Raw genomic sequence first — 17184 nt, 5'->3', positions numbered from 1 at the left:
AATAAACATTACATTAGCAAATTCGGAGCAGGAATAGAAATTTCATTCCTGCTCCCTGGCTTCGAAAGGATATTATTATGCTCCTTCAACAATTAACAAACGGTTTAACGATCGGGGTCATTTATGCCCTGATCGCTCTTGGTTATACGATGGTCTACGGCATTTTGAAAATCGTTAACTTTGCTCATGGTGATATTTTTATGATGGGTAGCTTCCTTGGACTATTCTTCATGAAAGAGTTCAACATGCCGTTATATCTCGCTTTTCTGTCGTCTGCTGTTGTAACTGCCGTGCTCGGGATGATCATTGAACGGTTGGCATATCGACCGCTTCGCCTGGCAGACCGTATTGTTCCTCTAATCAGTGCGCTAGGGGTATCTACTTTTCTGATCAGCCTGGCACAGAAGTTATGGGGAACAGAAATGCGTCCTTTTCCGACTACATTTGGCAGCCGTACATTTACGCTCGGTAGTGTAACCTTTTCGGAGATTCAAATTCTAATTTTGGTTCTGTCTTTTGTATTGATGCTCGGGTTGCAATTGTTTGTACAAAAGAGCAAAACAGGAACAGCGATGCGAGCTACTTCGATGAGTTTAACCAACGCGTCATTGATGGGAATTAATACAAACCGTATGATCAGCATTGCATTTGGAATAGGTTCAGCACTTGCCGCATGCGCGGGCATTATGGTGAGTATTTACTACAATGCGGTATATCCTAGCATGGGTTATATGGCAGGGATTAACGCCTTTACAGCTGCAGTTCTTGGGGGAATCGGGAATATTCCTGGCGCTATGCTTGGTGGAGTTCTACTCGGACTTGTTGAAACCTTGGGTGGTGCCTATATTTCTTCACAATATAAGAGTGTCATTTCTTTCGCTATTCTTATTATTGTGCTACTGATCAAGCCGACAGGCATACTTGGCAAAAAAGATATTAACAAGGTGTAGGTGATAAACTTGAGGAATAAAAAAATAAAAATGGCAATGGCTGCACTATTGATTATCCTGCCTTTATTGCTGCAGCAAATCAATGATTATTGGATGCACATTGTCATCATGATCGGGATATTCTCTATCCTTTCGATGAGCCTCAATGTCATTATCGGATACGCCGGACAATTCGCGCTTGGGCATGCCGCCTTTTATGGTATTGGAGCTTATGCTGCTGCGCTACTAATGATTCATTTTCATCTTTCTTTCTGGATCGCGCTTCCTGCTGCCGCTGTCATTGCAGGATTCTTCGGTTTCTTATTGGGAACTCCGGTCATTCGACTACGAGGGGATTATTTAGGTATTGTTACGCTGGGATTTGGTGAAATTGTGAGATTGATATTTGTCAATTGGATCGATGTCACTCGCGGTCCTATGGGCATTCCCGGCATTCCAGCACCAACTCTGTTCGGATACACTTTTAGCGGAAAGATAGAGTTCTATTACTTGATTCTAGTTCTTGTTCTAATCACATTCTTCGTAATTAATAGAATTGTCCATTCAGGAGTTGGTCTAAGTCTGCTCACCATTCGTGAAGATGAGACACTTGCGAAATCGATCGGCATTCGGCCAAACAAGTACAAGCTGCTCGCATTTACGGTGGGAGGCTTCTTTGCTGGAATTGCCGGAGCCTTCTGGGCATCTTACATTTCCTTTGTCAGCCCAGATGCCTTCAGGTATTTAGATTCGGTTAATATTTTGGCTATGGTCATTTTGGGCGGAACAGCCAGTCTTCCAGGCTCAATTCTAGGCGCTACCCTTCTAGTGCTCGCACCCGAACTCCTTCGGTATATGAGTGACTACAGAATGATGTTGATGGGGCTGGCAATTGTTCTAATGATGATCTTCAAGCCTACCGGATTTTGGGGTGAGAAGCACCGGAAGTACAACTTTTACGGCATGGTACAGAAAGGTGAGGACAAGTGATGGAAAAGGTGCTGGAATTAGAGAAGGTATCGGTTCAATTCGGTGGGCTGATTGCCTTAGATAAGGTCGATATGGATGTGCGCCGTGGTGAAATTTTATCCATCATCGGACCGAACGGGGCCGGGAAGACAACGCTATTCAACCTACTGACCGGCATTTATCAGCCTACTTCCGGAAAAATCATTTACAAAGATCGGGTTATCAATAAACTACAACCTTATAAAAGAGTCAATCTTGGCATTGCGCGTACATTCCAGAATACGAGGCTGCTCAAAAACATGACCGTGCTGGAAAATGTCCTCGTTGCTCATTCACAGTGTAATGGAGAAAGCCTGCTAGAGTCCGTCTTTTCATTCGGTTCAGCAAATCGCAAACGTGCTACGATTGTCCAGGAATGTATTGATAAGTTGGAAGTGGTTGGTCTCGCGCACAAGCTTGACGTATTTGCCGGAAGCCTCCCTTACGGGGAGCAACGACTGCTGGAAATTGCTAGGGCACTCGCCACTGGCTGTGAAATTCTGCTATTGGATGAACCGGCTGCGGGAATGAACTCGTCAGAAAAGGTGGAGCTCATAAAGAAGATCAGACAACTATCCAACGAATTTAACATTGAAATTGTGTTGATCGAGCATGACATCGGTATGATTATGGACATTTCTGATCGAATTATCGTTCTAAATTATGGTGTGAAGATCGCTGAAGGCGGAGCGAAGGAAATTCAGAATGACCCTAACGTCATTAGCGCTTATCTAGGCGGGGAGGTCGATTGGGATTGATAAATGACAGCCAAGTGATTCTTGAAATCAAAGACTTAAGTGTCAATTATGGTGTAATTACGGCAGTGAAAAAGATGAGTCTTCGTATTCATTATGGGGAGATTGTTGCATTAATCGGTACGAATGGCTCTGGAAAAACCTCGACACTGCACAGCATTTCCGGCCTTAATAAGGGCATCCAAGGACAGATTATGTTCGAAGGAAACGACATTACAAAGCTTGAGCCCCACCGGATTGTGGCAAGTGGCATTTCACAAGTTCCTGAAGGTAGAGGAGTCTTTCCAGATTTGACTGTGTTTGAAAATATTAAGCTTGGGGCATACGTCCGCAAGGATAAAGCGGAAATCGCCTCTGACATTCAACATATGCTTGAATTATTCCCACGTCTTGCCGAACGAAGAAAACAGCTGGCTGGGACGATGAGCGGCGGAGAACAGCAGATGCTTGCGATTGCCCGCGCATTGATGGCTAGACCGAAACTACTACTGCTTGATGAGCCTTCTATGGGATTGGCTCCTTTGATTGTGAAGGAAATATTTACAGCTATCCGGCAAATTAACAAGGATGGTGTGTCCGTCTTGCTAGTGGAGCAAAATGCCACTATGGCGCTAGCAGCAGCCCATCGAGGATATGTGATGGAAACAGGTAGCATTGTCGTCCAAGGGGAAGCTGCTGAATTGAGGAATAATGATATCGTGAAATCCGTTTATTTAGGAATCAATTAGAGATTAATGAGGGAGGCGTCTTTTGATGAAAGAAGATAAGCATGAAGAAACACAGAAAAACCTGAATCATGACGAAAGTTTGGAGCCAGCATCACCGTATACGATTATGGCCAAGTTGTTTGCTCATCTCTCCAAGTCGGTAGTAGATCGTTTCGGAGAAGAAGGAAGAGATGCTATTCGCGAAGGGGTGCGTACCTTCGGTGAGGAACGGGGACGGGATATTGCTCGTCGAGCCGCTGCTGCTGGACAGCCAAATGATATTGATAATTATTTGCCGAATTATGATATGGGACGAAGTGATCTATTCGAGTATGAAACAGAGTACCATCCCGTTGAAATCGAGCAAAATTTCACGAAATGTGCGTTCGGTGATCAGTGGAAGGCCGATGGAATGGAAGAGTATGGGATTCTATATTGCCAGATGATTGATCCGGCGATTGCCAAAGGCTATAATCCGGATTTCGAAGTGGTGCATGATAAATATTTGCTCGAAGATGGGAATTGCCATTTCAGGTTTCAGATGAAGACATCTGAGAAGGAATCTGGGAGTGAGGACAATGAAGATTAATTCCGACCGCTTGTGGGCGAGGTTAATGGCGTTGGGTGAAATCGGAGTGCGGGATAACGGAGGTGTTACCCGCTTTTCTTTTACCAAGGATGAGCGCCGCGCCAAGGATCTGGTCATCGCATATATGAAGGATGCCGGACTTACTGTTCGCGAAGACGCTATAGGGAACATTATCGGTCGCCGGGAAGGCTCAGACTCTAGTTCATCTGTCATTCTGACCGGGTCTCATATCGATACGGTTCGAGACGGAGGAAAGTTCGATGGCGCCCTTGGCGTACTCTCAGCTATCGAAGCTCTTCAGCATATGCAGGAGCTCGGAGTAGAGACTATTCGCCCGATTGAAGTGATCGCTTTTACGGATGAGGAAGGTTCCAGATTCGGATTCGGGATGATCGGGAGCCGTGCTGTGGCCGGAACTTTGCGACAAGAGGATTTGGAACATCAGGACGAGCAGCACATATCCATAGCTGAAGCCATGCGGGCAGCAGGCTTAGCACCCGAACGGATTGGTGAAGCTGCTAAACAATCGCATGAAGTCCACGCCTACGTTGAACTGCATATTGAACAAGGGAAAGTACTGGAGAACCACGATCAACCGGTAGGACTTGTGACGGGGATCGCTGGGCCGTTGTGGCAGCAGTTCACGCTAACCGGTCAAGCAGGACATGCAGGAGCGACACCAATGAACATGCGGAGAGACCCCATGCAGGCTGCTGCGGATATATTAAGTTATATTTACCAAGAAGCGAAGCTATTTACGAATGCAGTAGCTACGGTAGGCAAGTTTCAGATCGTACCAGGAGGGGTGAACATTATCCCAGGACAGGTTCAATTCTCACTGGACTTGAGAGATATTGATGAGTCAGCCCGAGATTTGTTAGAAAACCGGATTCAGCAATATGTCAGCCAAGTTTGCGAGAAATATGATATCGAATTCCAGATTGACTTGTTGCAAAGAGTAGCTCCAACACCTTGTTCCGCTAATATACGCGAGGCCGTTGCCCATGCCGGAAGATTAGTAGGACTTTCAAATCTACCGAATGTGGTGAGCGGTGCCGGTCATGATGGTATGCAGTTCAGCTCATCATGGCCGATCGGAATGATATTCGTCCGTTCCCAGCAAGGAATCAGTCATTCTCCGGAGGAATGGAGCTCTCAGGATGACTGCGGGATTGGAACGGAAGTCCTTTATCATACACTTCTTCAATTGGCGAACGGATAGTATTGATGCTGGATGTTATATGAAGAATCCGAAAGTCCCCTTTGATGCACATAGCATTTCAAAGGGGACTTTTGCGTATATACTTCTATCATTTAAAATTAACTATGAATTGGCTTCAATTGATAACCGAATTGATTCGATATGGAATGGGCTGCCGCGAGCAAATCCGTACGAATAAGCTCCTCGTTCTCCTTGATACGGGCCAACGAGCCTATCATACTAATCGTGCCGACCATTTGCCCTGCCGCATCTTTGACGGGCGCTGCTATACTATAAGCGCCTGCCTCGATCTCTTCATCCTCAATCCCATACCCCTGCTCTCTAATTTGCTGCAAACTGTTCATCAGCGTCTTTTTATCCGTCATTGTTTTCTCCGTTAGCTTGGTTAATTTATAGTTTTGCAGAAAACTTTGCAATTCGACCTCTGACATATGGGCTAGAAATATTTTGCCCGAAGCGGAAGCATACATTGGCAGTTTGCTACCTGCTCTCGAGCTGATAATGAAATAGTTGTTAGGCGATTCTACCTTATCGACGCAAAAGACTTGTTCATGCTGATAAACATTTAAATGGGATGTCTCATGATACTTTTTGGTCAATTCAGTTAAATAGGGATGACCGATTTCTTTTAAGTCTAAACTATTCGAAACTAGATTCGCCTTCAACAGAAATTCTAGGCCGAGTCTGTATTTTCCGTTGTTCGGATTTTTATCAATGTATGAATAGGCGCAAAGTGTATTAATAAGGCCGTATACCGTACTGATGTTTAAATTTAGCTTCTCGCTAATCTCGGTGAGAGATAATTGAACATTCAAGGAATCGAAACAATTCACAATATCAAGCGCCCGCGTTACTGATTGAATCAGGCGAGGTTTTTTCTCATTCAATATGATAACCTCCACAAAATGACTTGTAATTTTTACTATAGTCACTATGTTCAGGGGTTTTTCCGATAATGTCAATAGGATTTTGATAATATAACAAGATAGTGATTGTTATTTCAACATAAGAACGCAGAAATTTAAACTGTTCTTTCCTTACGAAAGAGCCTTGAAAGTAGTTGAGAGATAATTACAGTAATAACGCATAACAGTAAGCTTCCTGCTGTATAGCGAAAATCTAAGAAGCTGAAATTCATCTGCAAAAAGTTGACCGCCGGAAAAGCCGCAACGATACCGATCAAAGCCAGAATACGAAAAACTTTCAGTACAATCTCGCTACCGTTCGTTGCCCAGACGATAGAATTAGCTAAATACAAGAACGCCGCTATTCCTAGAATGATAGTGAGAAAGGAGGATACGACGCTTATGCTCCAAACAAAACGAAATCCAAGAACAGTATATAGTAACCATATGATCACTCCATTAATTAAGCTCATCGTCAGAACTCGTATCATAGCGAACAGCCACACCGCAACAATAACTTTTGTTGGATGAGATACCGCAACAAATAAAAAACTTAGATTTTTTTCACTTTTTTCTTTGGTGAAGAATTGTAGTAAATGAGGGATACCTACATAGAGGCAGAATACAATCATAGAGGTATGGAATCCAACAGCAATCAACGCATTTGATAGCATATTTCTGTACTCATGCGATTCATTCAGAGTATGTAGCAACGGTACTAAACCGTCAATATTCAGCCCAAGACTTTGCTCCACTCCCCCCACTTGACCAATGGAGAGAACCACAAACATTCCTAGTAGTAAAAGCTGCATAGTCAGTGATCTCTTCATATTCATTGTATGCAAATCTTTTCTCATTAGCGGTGCAAACATAAGCAACTACCTCCTGAATACGAGCCACCTTAACTCTTATGGCTGGCAGTTTTTTTTGTTTTCTTGTAGAACTCTTCCAAGGTGTGCTTCTCCTTGAAAAACTCCTCTACCATAACCCCATGCTCCATAAGCGTCTGCAATGGATGAGGGACAACGTCTGCCTGAACGGTGAAGGTCACAGAACGATCATCATGGGATATAACATTCATTCCTTGTATAGCAATTATGGCTTCTGCCGTCTTTGATGAATCGATGGTTGTTACGATATATCGCTCACTACTTTCGATGATCTCCTGCAATTCATGATTTGCTACGATGCTGCCTTGCTGTATCATAACAACCTGGTCGGATATTTTTTCAATATCAAATAAATCATGAGAGCTAATAAATATAGCTGTTCCCTGATCTTTACTAATTTCCCTTAGCATATCTCGCAAAAATATTCTTGCATCTGGATCCAGACCGTTAAAGGGTTCGTCCAGTATAAGCACCTCTGGCTCATGCAGAAGCTCACGGATCAACATAAGCTTTTGCTTCATCCCTTTGGAATAACTTCCTGCCGGCGCTGTAGAATGAAGTTCAAATTTCTGCGCAAGGTGTTCGAACCGTTTGGCAATAGTGAGCTTATCTAACCCGCGTACACGTCCAAAAAAAAGCATATGCTCCCAAGCGGTAAGCTCACTATATAAACCTCCTTCGTCCAATACAACACCAACACGATTCCTCGTTTGCTGATTCATATGATAGGCCGTCTGACCGAGGATCTTGCATTGACCCTGCGTAGGAGGATACAAGCCTATCATGGAACGGATTGTCGACGTTTTACCTGCTCCGTTCTCACCAATAAAAGCGCATATGTATCCCTGTTCTACTTGCAAATTGATATTACTCAATATGGACTTGCCCTGTAGACTTAAACTCAAGTCCTGTATTTCAATGACTGGACCTACCATCCTTAACCCTCCTGAACTATTCCGAGATGATCTGACTTATGAATAATCATGAACAATTACCTTATCCGTCTCCCCTTCAAAGTGAATTCGCTGACCGATAGAATAGATATCCGGATCATGGGAGTATGATATTAATATATTTCCCCCTTATACATCGAATACGTTACATTTCTAAGGACAGGCACGCTATTTTTAAGATCACTGTAAGAAAAGTACACGTTCTTCAGATGTATTGCTTCTATGGAACCTCTCATTATTTCGGTCCTTCCATCATCTTCATCCTTATTAGACATATGTTCCTTAATTCACTCAATGCTAACCAGAATGGGACTTATCATGATCCTGAACGTTGCCTAATACCTTAGCTAAATAACCCGTAAAAGCGATATATTCCCCTAAAGTAAGCCTATTCCCAATATCATGAATATAGCTGTACTGAATTCCCTTTGGATTAGACTGGTTGAAATATATAGAAAATCCCAATTTCTGCACTTCTCTTATGTTGTTATAAAAATGTGAATTATCAGATGGCTTCTCTGTCCAATTGGTTTGTATTGTTGATAAGCTGCGCCCGTTCTTCACTTACTGGTAATATCACATTTGTTGTCCCGTCATATACATATTTACTACCAAGCTCTGTTTCAATAACACCCACATTATTCATCATTAAACCCAACCTCAATGTTAATAAAGTACCTGAAAGATAAAAAGAAACAGCCCGCCGCGAAAACTTGTAAACACCATTTATGTAAAACTATTCTATAAAACTGATAAACCTTTAGATTCCTAAAGCGTATTAAATATGTCACCTTTTTTCGGAAGAATTACAATGAGAATAACTACTTTCTAATTGGAGTAACTCACTTGTCACAGCTGTATTAAGAAAATGGAAATGGACAAAACGAGGTGGCGTCGTTTTCATACTGACGCCACCTCGTTTATTCTGATACACTATTTGAACTTCCTCTTAAAATCTCACTTCATACTCACAGTATTCATCACCATGGACATTACACTTCACTTCGCGAACAGTGACGCGTTTACCCCGCATTTTTGTGAGGGCTCCTTCCATAATAGCGCCTTCCAAGTCACAAACCATTTTGCCCTCCATCACTGGCAACCCTTCACAGAAGCAATCATGCACAGCAATTGTCATTCCTCTCTCATCTTCTCTAACGATCTCAGGGATCCCAATTTTCATATTTTCAAATAGCTCGAACAGTTCCTTAACCGTATTAACGCCGAGTTCTTCGCCAATCTTCCTTCCTATCGTCATCGTTGTGCCTTTACCATTAGAAGGTAATGCTTGATATAGACCAATAAGTCTAATCGTTCTAAATAGTTCCAGTGGTACTACGTTCCCTAGATTCTCGCGCTTTATCTTCTTCATATCTGCAAATGTAAATTTATCCATCATGCTCGCCCCCAGTTGTATTAGGTAATCCTCATGTGGACTACTTCTTGATATCCTGATTATAGACTCGCCTAATATTACCATTGTGATTTTCATCACATACAAATTCCGATATTGGAAGTTTGCGATTCCTCTTCCAATTTTGATCTAAATCAATTTAATATCATGAGACTCGACCTATACTGAAGTTAGCAAGAAGATGACTTACCAAATAAGAACACTTACGAGGAGGATTTACAATGAAAACAATAACTTTCCAATTAGAGCAACTCACTTGTCCCAGCTGCATTAAGAAAATCGAAACGGCGTTAGGTAACCAAGACGGGGTCTCTGAAGTAAAGGTTCTATTCACTTCCAGTAAAGTGAAAGCTAGTTACGATGAGAATGTTGTCGATGCAGCAGATGTCTCTAAGGTCATTTCCAAGCTAGGCTTTCAAATTCTGAATTCTAAATAAGGGGGACGTCCAGATGTCTAGGAAGAGAAAAGGGCAAGTTGTTATTATTGCAGGTATACTCATTGCTATATCTTTTCTATTGAAAGCATTGAATATGCTAGCGATGATCTCTGATGGTCTAATGATTACCGCTGCTGTTATCGCAGGATATCCTATTATGAAGAATGCGATTCAAGCGTTACGTTATCGTATATTAGGAATTGAAGCTCTCGTTACGATAGCTGTCATCGGCGCCATCATGATCCAGGAATACTGGGAGGCGGCAGCGGTTACCTTCCTATTCATCTTTGGTTCATATCTTGAAGCAAGAACGATCGAGAAGACGCGTTCTTCATTAAAAGCATTGATTGATCTGGCACCTACGATGGCCTCTGTCATGCGTAATGGAATAGAGGTCAAGGTGTCACCTGATGAGGTCATCCAAGGAGAAATCGTTCTTGTACGTCCCGGAGAAAACATCCCGGTAGATGGTACTATTCTCAAAGGAAAAGCTACGATAAACCAAGCTGCTATTACGGGCGAATCGGTTCCAGTCAGTAGAGAAAAAGACGGTACTGTATTCAGCGGAACAGTCATTGAAAATGGCTATTTGGAAATCATCGCAGATAAAGTCGGAGATGATACGACGTTTGCTCGCATTCTGAACATGGTCGAAGAAGCACAAGAATCGAAAGCACCCACGCAGAAATTTATTGAGAAATTCGCTCGCTACTACACTCCTGGTATTTTTGTATTAGCTATTATCGTGTATATCTTGACTAGAGATATTGAATTAACACTGACATTGTTAGTCATTGCTTGCCCAGGTGCCATGGTTATCTCTGCTCCTGTCTCTATTGTTGCTGGAATCGGCAACGGGGCGAAGAATGGTATTCTATTCAAAGGTGGCGAGACGTTAGAAAAATCCGGGAAAGTCCAAGTGGTCGCTTTTGATAAAACAGGTACACTCACCGTTGGTAAACCGCAGGTGACCCATATCCGCGCCTTACAGATGGATGAGAATGAACTTCTTCAGATCGTTGCCCGTGCAGAATATGCGTCAGAGCATCATTTAGCTAGCGCTATCCTGACAGAAGCAAAACGAAGATTCGGATCTGAGATTACACCTGCAGAACATTTCGAAGCGATCGCTGGTAAAGGGGTAAGTGCTACCGTTGGAGGAACTGAGCTGTATATCGGGAATCGCAAACTGATGTCAGATTACAACATCTCATATGATGAAGAAATCGCTAACTATGTAGCTCAAGAGGAAGATAAAGCGCAGACCGTTGTCTTTGTCGCTAATCATGAAAGAGTCTTAGGTTTGATCTCTATCGCCGATGTGTTGCGGGCCGATGCGTATGAGCTTGTGCGTCAATTAAAGAAATCCGGCGTAAAGAAGGTTGTTATGTTAACGGGTGATAATGAACGGACGGCTGCTGCTGTCTCTCGTGAACTCGGGATTGATCAGTATTATGCCGAACTACTTCCTGAAGATAAAGTCATCAAGTTAAAAGAATTACAAGAGAAATACATTGTTGCCATGGTTGGCGATGGCGTGAATGACGCTCCTGCTCTAGCCATTGCGGATGTAGGGATTGCTATGGGAGGATCAGGAACAGATGTCGCAATCGAGACCGCGGATGTCGTCCTCATGTCGGATCGTCTGGTGAAGCTCTCATATGCCCTCGGACTTAGCCATGCTACAATGAATAATATGAAGCAAAATATTTACTTCGCGGTAGCGGTTGTTGTGACTCTTCTAATCGGCGTATTAACTAGAAATGTATTCATGGCTTCCGGTATGCTCGTGCATGAATTAAGTGTGTTGATCGTCATTATCAATGCGATTCGTTTAACACGCTACAGGGGTGTGAAGACTAGCCAACCTATATCATCGACTAAGAATAGAGGGATTCGTAATGGAATGCAATCATCAAGTGAACGAGCAGTATGATGCAGGTCAATCACCATCATTATGTATTAACAATGTGCCTATTCTAGATATTTTATCATCCGAAGAAAAGCTAGAAGTTATGAATACGTCCATTAGTAAGAAATATAAAAAAGGAGAGATTATATTCTCTCCTGGTCATTCGTCAGCCAATCTATGGATTGTCCATCGAGGTAGTGTGAAGATTTCTCGCTTCTCCGCAGCTGGCAAGGAACAAATCGTTCGTATTCTCAGTCAGGGTGACTTCACGGGAGAGTTATCTTTATTCAGTCATACGATATTAACTAGCACCGCGGAAGCCTTGGAACCTACGGAGATCTGTCTGATTCAAGGAAAAGTGATCAATGATTTAATGTTAAGAACACCCCAGATTGCAATCAAGTTTCTCGAAAAATATACTGAACGTATTGAACTAGCAGAAGACAAGCTCGAACAACTCACGCTATATGATGTCGAGCAACGAATTGCTAAAGTTCTATTGGATATGTTAGAAGAACAACGGACGGATCAGATCGAAGACAATACCCTAATTCTACCTATAAGCAAAAAGGATCTTGCAGTAATGATTGGGACGTCCCAAGAATCGTTAAGCCGTAAGCTTTCCTTGTTCCAAGAAGAAGGTTGGATTAAACTTGTCGGTCAACGTCAAATTATTGTTCTTGATCGAGAGGGTCTTGAACAGTTTAACGAATAGAACATCTAGCGCGATCACCTCACCTACAAGTAGTCAACCAATGATATACATTACTTGCCCCCTACTTTCTCCGCGATAAGTGATATAATAAGCTATATTTATATGAAAATATTATCTCTTAGGAGAATTAACCATAATGAAACCAACTTATACTATGGACGATGTGCAATGGCATGCGCTCATTCACAATGTGGCACAGCATTTCGATGACCTAACGATAAAGCGTGGGTTTCAATATTTCAAACAGGGACATGTCCATCAATTAACGATGCCCGATGCCGTGCATATTGAGGCTGTCGTCGAAGGCAACGAGAACTACTCTGTTCATCTCAATCTGGACTCCTTCTCTAACCATCATTGCAGTTGTCCCGTTCCGGCCAACTGTAAACATATGATCGCCGTCCTGCTAGAATATGCCAATCTACAAGAACGGTCTGTTCATGCGCTCGTAAATGCCCATTCATCAACTATGTTCAAGCAAGTCGTGAAGCCTTCTCCACATATTGGGTCTAATCGCTCAGCAACTCAAACTTTGGATCGCAAGGTAGAAGCTTCGGCCAAGTTGAAAGGACAAGCAAGTCTAATATCTACGTTGCCCATTTCAGAGTGGCATGATCTATTTGAACGCTGTATCGGTCCATTAGGGATGAAGATTCCAAATGCTCAGTATGCTCAAAGTGCTTTAGCATCCATACGCGCCATACAGCCTCAGCTTTCTCCTGTAATGGAGCTACTTTACCAATTTCATGCTCACCTATTTGTGCTGAATAAGCTTGTGATCCCCCCACAGCATCAAGTGAATTATTCTAACTATTATATGGGATTCCAGGCACAAGTCGCTGCGGATGATATGCAGGATGCTATAAGGCAGATTGTAGCAAATGAGCTCGCAATTCAAACCGAACCAGAACAATGGGGCTATATCGAGGACACTTTAACAATGTTACGTAAGCAAATGTTAACAGAACCTCAGAATCTCCAATACTTCTTATATGTTTACAATCAACTATGGCTGAAATGGATTTACCCTAATCTTGACGATAAGAAGATATGCTTAGATGAATTAGAATATTTACAATCCGCTAAAGATGAGCTTGGAGCTTCGCTCTCAAGGCTTCCGTGGATGTTAACTCAGAGCTGGATGCAGTTCTATCTAACCCAGGATGAGCAAGCATGGGCTCTTTTAAAAGCGGCTGACAAGATCTTCAATATCCATCCCGAGCATCTCTATCCTTTCCTATCTATTCTATTAATAAATGAAGAATGGTCTCGCATGAACAATTGGCTCGTTGAACTCGGTCCACTGCTCAGCAACTATCGGAATAATAAGCTTAGTCATTATTGGACCTGTTGGGAGGCTACGATTCATCATCTTCCCGAGGCCGAGCAGTCGATGTGGTCAACACTAATCAGCATGTTACCTCATTCAAGAAACATATATGAAGACAAATTACTCGCACATGGCAAATGGAAACAATGGATGGATTATCAATTAAGTACTGGCAAGGAGCCTCTGGATTTCCGTGTCACTGTATTTCAACCTATTGAGAAGAACGCACCAGAATTGCTACTTCCCTTCTATCATCAAGCCGTTGAAAGATATATCGTTCAGAAGAATAGGGATAGTTATAAACAAGCGGTCAAGTTATTGAAGCGACTATCCAAGCTATACAAGAAAACAAAACAAGAAGCACGCTGGGAATTATTTATTACCGCACTTGCTACCCGCAATAGTCGACTACGAGCACTTCAAGAAGAGCTTCGGAGAGGAAAGCTAATATCATGAGCCATTATACAGAAACCATTACTCTCCACATCAACTTAAGCGCTTATGGAGATGCCTTAATTTATGGGACAACTAACACATATAGTTACTTATCCGGCCAATATCTGAAGCATCGTCTATTCGCATGGCATGAAGCTTCCTTCTATGGCACAGAACTAGAGATCCAAACCATTCAAGATATCGAGCTTATCGTTCTACCTTCCGAGCAGGTCATTCCATTCTTTGCAGAACATCAGCTACTTGATCATATCGAGTGGGTATGGGGAGAGGACGTAGCGCAATGGATTGGGCTTATTCCCGTGTTGGCTACATCTATAGAAGAGAAGAAATATATCCCTAGCTACTCAGCCTTTCAGTCAGGTAAACTGCAGTGGTTCTGGGATCAAGCCATGTTGGAGTCGGAAGAACAAGCGATCTTAGAACACATAGGCCATGACACTCATATACTTGAGGGATTAAGTGCGGCATTCTCGGCAACCGTGTCTCAACGCTACTATGGAACGGAATCAACCGCTTCCGACCTACGTAGGGAATATCCGTTGCTATTTACAGGCGGTGGCGCAACAGCTACTGGTTTAGATGAACAAGGCTGGCTTATTGCCATGGGGTGGAAAGCAGATACAGCACCATTCCGACCTCTTCTGCAATTACTGGAGCCTGATGATGGTGGTGGTGATGACGAGCCAGCTTGGCGACTTCAGCTCGTTCTACAAGACAAACTCGATCCAGTGATACTTGCGCCTATTCGACTTGATAAGGATGGACAAGCATTCGGCACTTGGCCTAGTGCTTGGTCAACTCATGTGCGTGAGCGCTCTGCTAGTTGGCTGGAACGTTTGCGGGCATGCCTACCCAAGGATCGCTTCGATGGGAATAGCCTAAATGTATTAGATGTGCCCTTAACGGATGAAGCGGCTTGGCAATTCTTAACGTCTGATAGTGACACTCTACTGGAAGCTGGATGGCAAGTGCTTCTTCCAGCTTGGTGGGAAGAAGCTAGTCGGAAGAGACCTAAACTTCGTGCTAAAGTCCGCTCAAGTGAAGCTAGTTCCGGAGGATCCCTATTCGGCCTTGATTCCATCGTTAATTTCGATTGGCGGATTGCTATTGGCGATTCCCAACTCACCGAGAGTGAATTCGAAGAACTTCTCGCTCGCAATGAACGGTTAGTTCGCTTTAGAGGACAATGGATTTCGCTTGATCCAGCCTTACTAGCGCAAATTCGTCAAGCTATGGCAGGAATGGACAGCTCACAAGGATTATCTTTTCAAGATATACTGCAACTCCATCTACTTGGTAATAACGATGAGCCTACGGATGGTACACCTGAGCAACAGCAAGCGGCTTCCGCGCGTGTCCAATTGGAAGTTGAGTTGAATGAACATTTAATGAAAATTATGAGCCAGCTTAGAGGTCAGACGGAATGGCCAACACTTGCCGTGCCGAATGGGCTACAAGCAGAATTGCGCTCATATCAACAGGATGGATATGCTTGGCTTACTTTTTTACGTCGCTTTGGATTAGGTGCCTGTCTTGCGGATGATATGGGGCTTGGTAAAACCGTACAGTTCATAGCCTATCTATTGCATATTAAGGAAGTAAATTTAGATGAGGATGCTAGCTTCCCTTCTCTTCTGATCTGTCCCACTTCGGTGTTGGGGAATTGGCAGAAGGAACTAACCCGCTTCGCACCCTCTTTAAAGGTCATGCTTCACTACGGGGGCAGGCGTTATAGCGGGGAACAATTTCTTGAAGAAGCTACACAAGCGGATATTATTCTAACGTCCTATGCGACAGCTACTTTAGATCAGGATTTACTTAAAGAATTCACATGGACATCCATTTGCTTGGACGAAGCCCAGAATATTAAGAATGCTCAGACTAAACAATCCACTGCTGTTCGGAGCTTTCCTGCGAGACATCGTATTATACTTACGGGCACACCTATCGAGAATCGGCTTTCCGAACTCTGGTCTCTCTACGATTTCATCAATCCGGGTTATCTAGGTAGCTCGCGAGCCTTTAACAATCGGTTCATTAACGCTATTGAGAAGGATCATAACGAACAACGAACGATGGATTTACAGAAGCTCGTTAAGCCCTTTATGCTCCGTCGCAAGAAGAAAGATCCAGCTATCCAGCTTGATTTACCTGACAAGAACGAGATGAAGACCTATATTCACCTCACTGCCGAGCAGGGGGCGCTTTATGATACTACCGTCACGCAACTCATGGAACGTATGCAGAAACTTGAAGGAATTGAGCGAAAGGGAGCTATTCTCGGGGCACTTACCCAACTTAAACAACTCTGTGACCACCCGATGCTCTTGACGAAGGAGCCTATTCCGGTAGCCTCTAAGGATCATGAGGACACACTGGATACCGAAACGTTGATCACTCGATCGGCTAAACTAGAACGACTTCTCGACATGGTGAAAGAATTGCGTGATGAGGGAGAGCGTTGTCTAATCTTTACCCAGTACATTGGTATGGGTCAATTGCTAAAGCTGGTACTTCAACAGGAACTTCAAGAACCTGTACTTTACTTGAACGGAAGCACATCTAAATCGGCGCGTGATGTCATGATTGATCAGTTCCAATCGCAGACGCTACCACCTGAGGAGCAACCATCTGTGTTCATTCTTTCGATTAAAGCAGGCGGTGTCGGGCTTAATCTTACAGCAGCCAACCATGTCTTTCACTTCGATCGCTGGTGGAATCCAGCCGTGGAGAATCAAGCAACGGATCGTGCCTACCGTATGGGTCAGACTAAGGACGTACAAGTGCACAAGTTCATCTCGCTCGGCACATTAGAGGAACGCATTGATGAGATGCTAGAGAACAAGCAACAGCTTAGTGATAATGTCATCTCAAGCTCTGAAGGCTGGATTACCGAGTTATCGACCGATGAGTTACAAGATCTCTTTTCTTTGCGGCGGGATTGGGTTGGTTGATTGTTCAT

17 protein-coding genes are annotated in these 17184 nt (G+C 43.3%); 11 read left to right on the top strand and 6 right to left on the bottom strand.

Annotation, left to right across the window (positions count from 1 at the left end):
• The first annotated feature begins 77 nt into the window (after positions 1-77).
• The 6 genes from AC1TO8_RS15075 to AC1TO8_RS15050 are packed head-to-tail and all read left to right on the top strand — an operon-like array spanning position 78 to position 5210.
• Positions 78-950 (top strand): branched-chain amino acid ABC transporter permease, encoded by an 873-nt coding sequence (locus tag AC1TO8_RS15075; protein ID WP_482056434.1) that lies wholly within the window; start codon positions 78-80, stop codon positions 948-950.
• A gap of 30 nt (positions 951-980) precedes the next feature.
• Positions 981-1919, top strand: a complete 939-nt coding sequence (locus AC1TO8_RS15070; RefSeq protein WP_482056433.1) for a branched-chain amino acid ABC transporter permease — start codon at positions 981-983, stop codon at positions 1917-1919.
• Entirely contained in the window at positions 1919-2695 is a 777-nt protein-coding gene (locus tag AC1TO8_RS15065; protein ID WP_482056432.1) for an ABC transporter ATP-binding protein, read from the top strand. Before AC1TO8_RS15070 ends, AC1TO8_RS15065 begins: the two co-directional genes overlap by 1 nt.
• Positions 2696-2712: 17 nt before the next feature.
• A complete protein-coding gene (locus AC1TO8_RS15060; protein ID WP_482056475.1) occupies positions 2713-3420 on the top strand; it encodes an ABC transporter ATP-binding protein in 708 nt (235 codons plus the stop codon).
• Positions 3421-3445: 25 nt separating this feature from the next.
• The gene (locus AC1TO8_RS15055; RefSeq protein ID WP_482056431.1) at positions 3446-3988 is read left to right on the top strand and encodes an L-2-amino-thiazoline-4-carboxylic acid hydrolase; all 543 of its coding nucleotides are present in this window, start codon (positions 3446-3448) and stop codon (positions 3986-3988) included.
• Positions 3978-5210, top strand: a complete 1233-nt coding sequence (locus tag AC1TO8_RS15050) for a hydantoinase/carbamoylase family amidase (protein ID WP_482056430.1) — start codon at positions 3978-3980, stop codon at positions 5208-5210. Before AC1TO8_RS15055 ends, AC1TO8_RS15050 begins: the two co-directional genes overlap by 11 nt.
• Before the next feature lie 98 nt (positions 5211-5308).
• Here AC1TO8_RS15050 and AC1TO8_RS15045 read toward each other — a convergent pair whose 3' ends face one another.
• From AC1TO8_RS15045 to AC1TO8_RS15020, 6 genes are all read right to left on the bottom strand, one after another.
• Complete coding sequence (locus tag AC1TO8_RS15045) at positions 5309-6097, bottom strand: IclR family transcriptional regulator (protein ID WP_482056429.1); 789 nt, start codon at positions 6095-6097, stop codon at positions 5309-5311.
• Between the two features lie 134 nt (positions 6098-6231).
• Positions 6232-6987, bottom strand: coding sequence for a hypothetical protein (locus AC1TO8_RS15040; protein ID WP_482056428.1), 756 nt, complete (start codon positions 6985-6987; stop codon positions 6232-6234).
• A gap of 29 nt (positions 6988-7016) precedes the next feature.
• On the bottom strand, positions 7017-7940 hold the full coding sequence (locus tag AC1TO8_RS15035; RefSeq protein ID WP_482056427.1) for an ABC transporter ATP-binding protein: 924 nt from the start codon (positions 7938-7940) through the stop codon (positions 7017-7019).
• A 315-nt stretch (positions 7941-8255) separates the two neighbouring features.
• Positions 8256-8423, bottom strand: coding sequence for a hypothetical protein (locus AC1TO8_RS15030; protein ID WP_482056426.1), 168 nt, complete (start codon positions 8421-8423; stop codon positions 8256-8258).
• 40 nt (positions 8424-8463) lie between these two features.
• Complete coding sequence (locus AC1TO8_RS15025) at positions 8464-8607, bottom strand: hypothetical protein (RefSeq protein ID WP_482056425.1); 144 nt, start codon at positions 8605-8607, stop codon at positions 8464-8466.
• Between the two features lie 300 nt (positions 8608-8907).
• Positions 8908-9357, bottom strand: a complete 450-nt coding sequence (locus AC1TO8_RS15020) for a V4R domain-containing protein (RefSeq protein ID WP_482056424.1) — start codon at positions 9355-9357, stop codon at positions 8908-8910.
• A gap of 236 nt (positions 9358-9593) precedes the next feature.
• Here AC1TO8_RS15020 and AC1TO8_RS15015 point away from each other — a divergent pair, with 236 nt between their 5' ends.
• The 5 genes from AC1TO8_RS15015 (at position 9594) to AC1TO8_RS14995 (ending at position 17176) form a co-directional block, all read left to right on the top strand.
• Positions 9594-9809 carry a heavy-metal-associated domain-containing protein gene (locus tag AC1TO8_RS15015; protein ID WP_482056423.1) on the top strand — a complete coding sequence of 72 codons (216 nt, stop codon included), beginning with the start codon at positions 9594-9596 and terminating at the stop codon, positions 9807-9809.
• 13 nt (positions 9810-9822) lie between these two features.
• Positions 9823-11745 carry a heavy metal translocating P-type ATPase gene (locus tag AC1TO8_RS15010; RefSeq protein ID WP_482056422.1) on the top strand — a complete coding sequence of 641 codons (1923 nt, stop codon included), beginning with the start codon at positions 9823-9825 and terminating at the stop codon, positions 11743-11745.
• Entirely contained in the window at positions 11711-12436 is a 726-nt protein-coding gene (locus AC1TO8_RS15005; protein ID WP_482056421.1) for a Crp/Fnr family transcriptional regulator, read from the top strand. Before AC1TO8_RS15010 ends, AC1TO8_RS15005 begins: the two co-directional genes overlap by 35 nt.
• A 136-nt stretch (positions 12437-12572) precedes the next feature.
• Positions 12573-14222: an SWIM zinc finger family protein gene (locus AC1TO8_RS15000; RefSeq protein ID WP_482056420.1), complete on the top strand. Its 1650-nt coding sequence runs from the start codon at positions 12573-12575 to the stop codon at positions 14220-14222.
• Positions 14219-17176: a DEAD/DEAH box helicase gene (locus AC1TO8_RS14995; RefSeq protein WP_482056419.1), complete on the top strand. Its 2958-nt coding sequence runs from the start codon at positions 14219-14221 to the stop codon at positions 17174-17176. Before AC1TO8_RS15000 ends, AC1TO8_RS14995 begins: the two co-directional genes overlap by 4 nt.
• Positions 17177-17184: the final 8 nt, after the last annotated feature.

Source organism: Paenibacillus sp. Y859 (assembly GCF_056786405.1).
This window is presented reverse-complemented; position numbering and strand designations above follow the sequence as displayed.